This window comes from Pseudoalteromonas sp. TAB23, from assembly GCF_000498075.1.
GTDB classification, from domain to species: Bacteria; Pseudomonadota; Gammaproteobacteria; order Enterobacterales; family Alteromonadaceae; genus Pseudoalteromonas; species Pseudoalteromonas arctica.
This window is the reverse complement of record NZ_AUTP01000171.1, coordinates 1-5,872: the sequence shown is the minus strand read 5'-3', so window position 1 is coordinate 5,872 and position 5,872 is coordinate 1. Positions and strand designations below refer to the sequence as shown.

The following is a 5,872-nucleotide window of genomic DNA, read 5'->3' as shown; positions in this document are numbered from 1 at the left end:
ATATTCGTAAATAGACTCCATGCTTATATGGCGGTCTTCTACATGGGGAGCACTTACTATTTCAGATAAAAATGTTTCGGCCGCTGCATCGCCATGTAGCACGCAGTTTTCGCCGCCTTCTTCGTAATTTAATACCACTTGCACGGCAATACGTGCTTTATTGGGCCAATTTGCATGGGGTACATCTGGGCCATAACCAATTAAATCGCGCGGGTAGTTTTTAAATTGCTCGCTCATATTATTGCTCCTTTTTAAGTGCCGTGAGCCAAGACCCGAGCATTTCGCGCTCTGTGTCTGTCATCTTGGTCATATTAGCCAGTGGCATGTCTTTGGTTACTACGGCGCGGGTATGAACAAGTACTTGCGACTTTTTTACCTGTTCAATTGAATCAAGTTTAAAACCAAGTGGCGCTGTTTGAAAAAGCTCAGAGGTCGGTGTTTCACTATGGCACTGCGTACAGTGTTTGCTGATTATATCCCACGCTTGTACGTCGGTGATACTTGCTTGTAAAGGCGCGTTTTCGTCTGCATTTGTTGGGCTGCTAGGCCACGGAGCTATTGCTAACATAAGAGCAAAAAATGCTGCAATACCACTTATAAGTACTGAAGGTTTATTAACGCCTTGATGTTTTAAGTTAAAGTAATGGCGTATCCACATACCAATACCAAACAGCGCAATTAAAATAAGCCAGCCAAAGTTGTGGCTATACGTGTAAGGAAAGTGATTGCTAAGCATAATAAATACCACTGGTAACGTGGCGTAGTTATTATGTATCGAGCATTGCTTGGCTTTTAGTCCTGGGAGCGATTCGGGAATACGGCCGGCTTCTACTTCACTTACCATATAGCGTTGCCCTGGCATAATAATGTGATACACATTGCCAACCATACACGTGCCAATAAGCGCACCTACATGAATATACACAGCGCGGTCGCTAAATAGTTGATCAACCCCATAAGTCCACAGAGCTAATAAACCAATAACCACAGCAATAAACGCTTTACCGTTTTCAACGAGCGGGGTTTTACACAATAAACGATAAACACCATAGCCTAAGCCAATAAAACCAAGTGATGCGCCAATAGCTGCAAATTTACTTAGCTCACTTTTACTGTTATCGATTAGGTAAACATCGGCGCCTACATAATAAAGTAAGCTAAATAATAAAACACCGGTGATCCAGGTTGTATAGGCTTCCCACTTAAACCAATGCAGGGTATGGGGCATTTTTTCAGGCCCATTTTGATACTTAGCCACTTCGTAAAAGCCACCGCCATGCACGGCCCATAAATCGCCTTTTATGCCTTTATCTATTTTCCACTGCGGTGGTGTTTGTAGGTTGTTATCAAGCCATGCAAAATAAAATGAAGCGCCAATCCAGGCTATACCGGCAATAACATGAAAATAACGCAGTACTAAATGAGCAAGCTCAAATAAATAGTTTTCCATAACGGTTAAGCCTCTTCTAATACCGGTGAGCGGGTGTCTGAAAATTGATTGCTATCATCGCGCTTATACACACTTTTACCCATAATGTAGGTTTGCTCAACGCAGCGGTCGTCGCCTAACATCATCATTACAAATAGTTTTTCATGTAGGGTTTTGGCATGTTGTATTCTAAATTTTAAAAACGAAGTTGCTGAACAATCCATTACAATAAAATCGGCTTCACAACCGGCTTCAAAATTACCAATTGTCCCTTCTAAATCGAGCGCTCTAGCACCGCCGAGTGTTGCTAAATACAGCCCTTTAAATGCTGAAAACTTTTGACCTTGTAACTGTTGGATTTTGTAAGCTTCGTTACCTGTTTGTAGCATAGAAAAGCTTGTTCCTGCGCCTACATCGGTACCCATGCCTACGTTTATGCCGTGCTCTTCACAGGCTTTTAAATTTAAAAGTCCTGATCCTAAAAATAGGTTTGAGGTAGGGCAGTGCGATATAGCCGCATTGTTATCTGCAAGGCAGCAAAGTTCGCGCTCAGATAAATGAATACTATGGGCAAATACTGAGCGTTTACGCACCATTTTTGCTTGCTCGTAAACGCCAAGGTAATCTTCAGCTTCTGGAAATAGCCCTTTAACCCATTCGCACTCGTCTTTGTTTTCTGATAGATGAGTGTGCAGGTAGGTGTCTGGGTATTCTTCAAGTAACTGAGTGCATTTTTGTAATTGTTCTGGGGTTGATGTGGGGGCAAAACGCGGCGTAACTGCGTAGCTTAGCCTGTCAACATTGTGCCATTTTTTTATTAGGGCTTTAGATTCGTCATAGCTTGTTTGCGCGCAATCAGATAAGTCGTCAGGGCAGTTACGATCCATCATTACTTTACCGGCAATCATACGTAAATTGCGTTTTTGTGATTCTTTAAAAAACGCATCAACCGATTGCGGGTGCACAGTGCCAAATACAAGGGCGGTGGTTGTGCCATTGCGCAGCAGCTCGTCTAAAAAGCGATTAGAGATCTCTTTTGAATAATGCTTACACGTAAACTTTTTCTCTGTCGGAAACGCATACTCGGTTAACCAACTTAGCAGTTGCTCGCCGTATGCACCCACCATTTCGGTTTGTGGTAAGTGTATGTGGGTGTCTATCATACCTGGCATAACGAGTTTGCCATCGTGGCGGATAACACGCGCTGATTTATCAATTGTTGGCAGTATGTCGTGCTCGTAACCAAGTTTAACTACTTTGCCGTGCTTGATAACTAATGCGCCTTTTTCAAAAAAACGATGGGCGCTTTCGCCAGCAATGGCAGGGTCGTCAACAAAGTCGAGTATATCAGCACAAACTACTGTTAAGTTATTATTGTTCTGTGTGCTCATAGTTAGCTACCTCTGTATGTAGAGTAGCCATACGGGCTAAGCAACAATGGGATATGATGATGTTTAGTATCTTGTAATCTAAACGTTATTTGCGCCTCTGGGTAAAACGCAGGGGTAGGTTGATTTTGGTAGTAGCTATCTAAATCAAATACTAGCTTATAGGTTGCAAATTCTACTTCTGTATTTAGCCAGCCGGTAATTCGCCCATCGGTATCGGTTGTGCCTTGGGTTAGTTGTACCCATTCGTTATTTGTAAGTTTAAATAGCTTAACAGCAACGTTTGCTGCTGGTTCTCCGGTGCTGGTATCGAGTATATGGGTGGTTATAGGGCTTTTGTTCATAGCAGTGACTCCAATCTTATTTTTGTTATTTTGGCTTGTTCGCNCCGCGGCTATATTAAGCTCTGTACTGCGGGTGTTGTGTATGCGCTGCTCTATGAGTTCAAGCATTTGTTCGGCCGTTTTACCGGTGGCGCACACAATAAAAATAAAGCCAAACTTGCTCAGGTACTCTTTATTAAGAACGATCATTTTGGTAAGTACGGCTTCGTTTGCTTTGCTCATACCCGATTGCTCATGCCCCGCTTTTTGTGCGGTAGCAGCGTATTTTTTGCTAAGGGTTGATAAGTCACCTATTTGCGGGTGGCCTTCAAAGGCAGCTAAATAGTCGCTCTCGTCAAGGCTATCCCATATGCTTTTTGCGCATTCAAACAGTTGTTGAGCACTTTTAAATGGCATTGCTTTTACCATGGCTGCCACCCAGTTAGGGGCCGCGCAGCAATGCTCAAGTGCTTGTTTTGCTTGTGCATCATTTAGCGTATTTATTTGTAAGCTACTCATGCGCCTACTTCCTCCTGCGTGGTGCTAATTAAGGCATTTTTTAGTGTGCGCCATTGCAAGCCTTGGCGTTTTGGCGCTTGGGTTTGCATAGCCTGATAAAGGCCAATAAGCTGTCCACTAATCGAAATAGCCACTTCCATTGGCAATTTGCCCGTAATGTTTTTAAGCCCAACAGGGCAGGTCATTTGTTGTATTTGATCGGCTGTAAAATTGCGATGTGCTAGGCGTTGTTTAAAACGTTTTGCTTTAGTGTCAGAGCCAATAACGCCCAGCCAATTGGCATCAGCGCGTTTAATAATTGCTTGGGTGAGTGCAAAGTCGAGCTGGTGGTTATGGGTAAGTATTAAGTAGTTATTAGCTTTAGGCGCACGTTTTACTTGTTCTGTTGGCTCTTCATCAACCACTTTTACTACATTAGTTGGCATAGCCTGTGGGAATACATCTGCGCGGCTATCTATCCAGCGTATGCGCATAGGCAGCTGTGCCAATATACCAATAAGCGCTTGTGCTACATGGCCTGCGCCATAAATGTCGAGGGTAAAGCGCTCGCATTGCATGCATTCAAGCATAACGGTGGCAGCTCCGCCGCAGCACTGGCCTAAATTTGCACCTAGGTTAAATTGCTCAATTACTTGGGCGGCTTCGCCTTTGGCAAGTAGTTCGCGGGCTTTTTCTATTACTACGTATTCAAGGTGGCCACCGCCAAGAGTGTCGTAAATATGCTCGCCGCTTATTACCATTTTAGAGCCTGTGCCGCGAGGGGTTGAGCCATTTGTGCCAAGTACCGTGGCAATTACATAATTAGTGCCGCTTTGTTCGTGCTCGTTTATAGCCTGCGCCCAGTTTTGAGTATGAAAACCCTGAAACGACTCATTTAAATTAGTCATGTTGATGCTCCTTAAACCAGCTAGCGGTTTGCTCAATTGCACTCAATACTCGCTCTGGGGTTGCGGGTGTATCCAGTGGGGCTGTGTATTTGTAATCAGCCACACTGCTTATTGCATTACGAATAGCGCTCCATACACTAAAGGCCAACATAAATGGCGGCTCGCCTACGGCTTTTGATCTAAATACGGTGGTTTCTGGATTGGCAGAGTTATATAAATTGACGTTAAATTCGGCGGGTGTATCGCCAATGGCTGGTATTTTGTAGTTAGCAGGACCAAAGCTTGCAAGCTGGCCTTTATCATTCCATTGTAAGTCTTCGGTGGTAAGCCAGCCCATACCTTGTACAAAGGCGCCTTCAATTTGGCCTATATCAAGTGCTGGGTTAATTGAGCTGCCTACATCGTGCAGTATGTCAACGCGGGTTACCGTGTTTTCGCCAGTTAGCGTATCTACTTCTACTTCGCTGAGTGCTACGCCGTGAGCGTAGTAAAAAAATGGGCGGCCTTCACCTTTGGCTCTGTCGTAATGAATTTTTGGTGTGGCGTAATAACCGGTAGATGAAAGCGATATACGATTCATGTAAGCAAGATTTGCAAGTTCGCTAAAGCTAATTTCCCCTTTACTAAAAGTAATGAGGTTATCTTTAAATACAACAGTGTTGCTGTCTACTTCAAAGTGCTCGGTAATAAAGTTTATTAAGCGCTCTTTTATTATGTTTACTGCATTTAGCGCCGCCATACCGTTTAAGTCGGTACCGCTTGAAGCCGCTGTTGGCGAGGTGTTTGGTACTTTGTCGGTACGCGTAGCACTAATACTTACCGCGTTAAAATCGACCCCAAAGCCATGGGCCACAATTTGCGCAATTTTGGTGTTGAGCCCTTGGCCCATTTCGGTGCCGCCGTGGTTTAAATGTATAGAGCCATCGCTATATACATGTACTAATGCACCGGCTTGGTTTAAGTGTTGTACAGTAAACGAAATACCGTATTTAACCGGCGTCATCGCAAGGCCTTTTTTGATAATAGGTGACGATATGTTAAATGCTTTAATAGCCTCTTTACGTGCCCAGTAGTCACCCGACTCCTCAAGCTGGTTTATCATATCTTTTAAAATATGTTGCTCTATGGTTTGATGGTACGGCGTGGTGTCGCGGCCTTTTTTATATAAATTGAGTTTTCTAATTTCAAGCGGATCTTTACCTAATGTGGCGGCTATATCGTCCATTATTAGCTCGCCCATGATCATGCCTTGCGGGCCACCAAATCCTCTAAATGCGGTATGGCTTACGGTATTTACTTTACAGCGATTACCTTTAATTGTGGCGG

The 5,872-nt window shown here is 43.8% G+C and carries 5 protein-coding genes and 1 pseudogene; all 6 read right to left on the bottom strand.

Features of this window, described 5'->3' with window-relative positions; genetic code table 11:
- Positions 1-237, bottom strand: a pseudogene (locus L654_RS0107885) (allantoinase); the annotation flags it as partial.
- A gap of 1 nt (position 238) precedes the next feature.
- Positions 239-1,450 (bottom strand): urate hydroxylase PuuD, encoded by a 1,212-nt coding sequence (locus L654_RS0107880; RefSeq protein WP_024607727.1) that lies wholly within the window; start codon positions 1,448-1,450, stop codon positions 239-241.
- Positions 1,451-1,455: 5 nt separating this feature from the next.
- On the bottom strand, positions 1,456-2,820 hold the full coding sequence (gene guaD / locus L654_RS0107875) for a guanine deaminase (RefSeq protein ID WP_024607726.1): 1,365 nt from the start codon (positions 2,818-2,820) through the stop codon (positions 1,456-1,458).
- Positions 2,821-2,822: 2 nt separating this feature from the next.
- On the bottom strand, positions 2,823-3,659 hold the full coding sequence (gene uraD / locus L654_RS1000000128175; RefSeq protein WP_225305729.1) for a 2-oxo-4-hydroxy-4-carboxy-5-ureidoimidazoline decarboxylase: 837 nt from the start codon (positions 3,657-3,659) through the stop codon (positions 2,823-2,825).
- On the bottom strand, positions 3,656-4,546 hold the full coding sequence (gene xdhC / locus L654_RS0107860) for a xanthine dehydrogenase accessory protein XdhC (RefSeq protein WP_024607724.1): 891 nt from the start codon (positions 4,544-4,546) through the stop codon (positions 3,656-3,658). Before xdhC ends, uraD begins: the two co-directional genes overlap by 4 nt.
- Positions 4,539-5,872 (bottom strand): molybdopterin cofactor-binding domain-containing protein (locus L654_RS0107855; RefSeq protein ID WP_024607723.1); only part of this gene is annotated, 1,334 nt, incomplete at its 5' end. The genes xdhC and L654_RS0107855, both read right to left, overlap by 8 nt.

Coding starts and splice junctions, on each gene's coding strand:
- guaD (WP_024607726.1), bottom strand. CDS start 2,820: ATGAGCACACAGAACAATAATAACTTAACAGTAGTTTGTGCTGATATA.
- L654_RS0107880 (WP_024607727.1), bottom strand. CDS start 1,450: ATGGAAAACTATTTATTTGAGCTTGCTCATTTAGTACTGCGTTATTTT.
- xdhC (WP_024607724.1), bottom strand. CDS start 4,546: ATGACTAATTTAAATGAGTCGTTTCAGGGTTTTCATACTCAAAACTGG.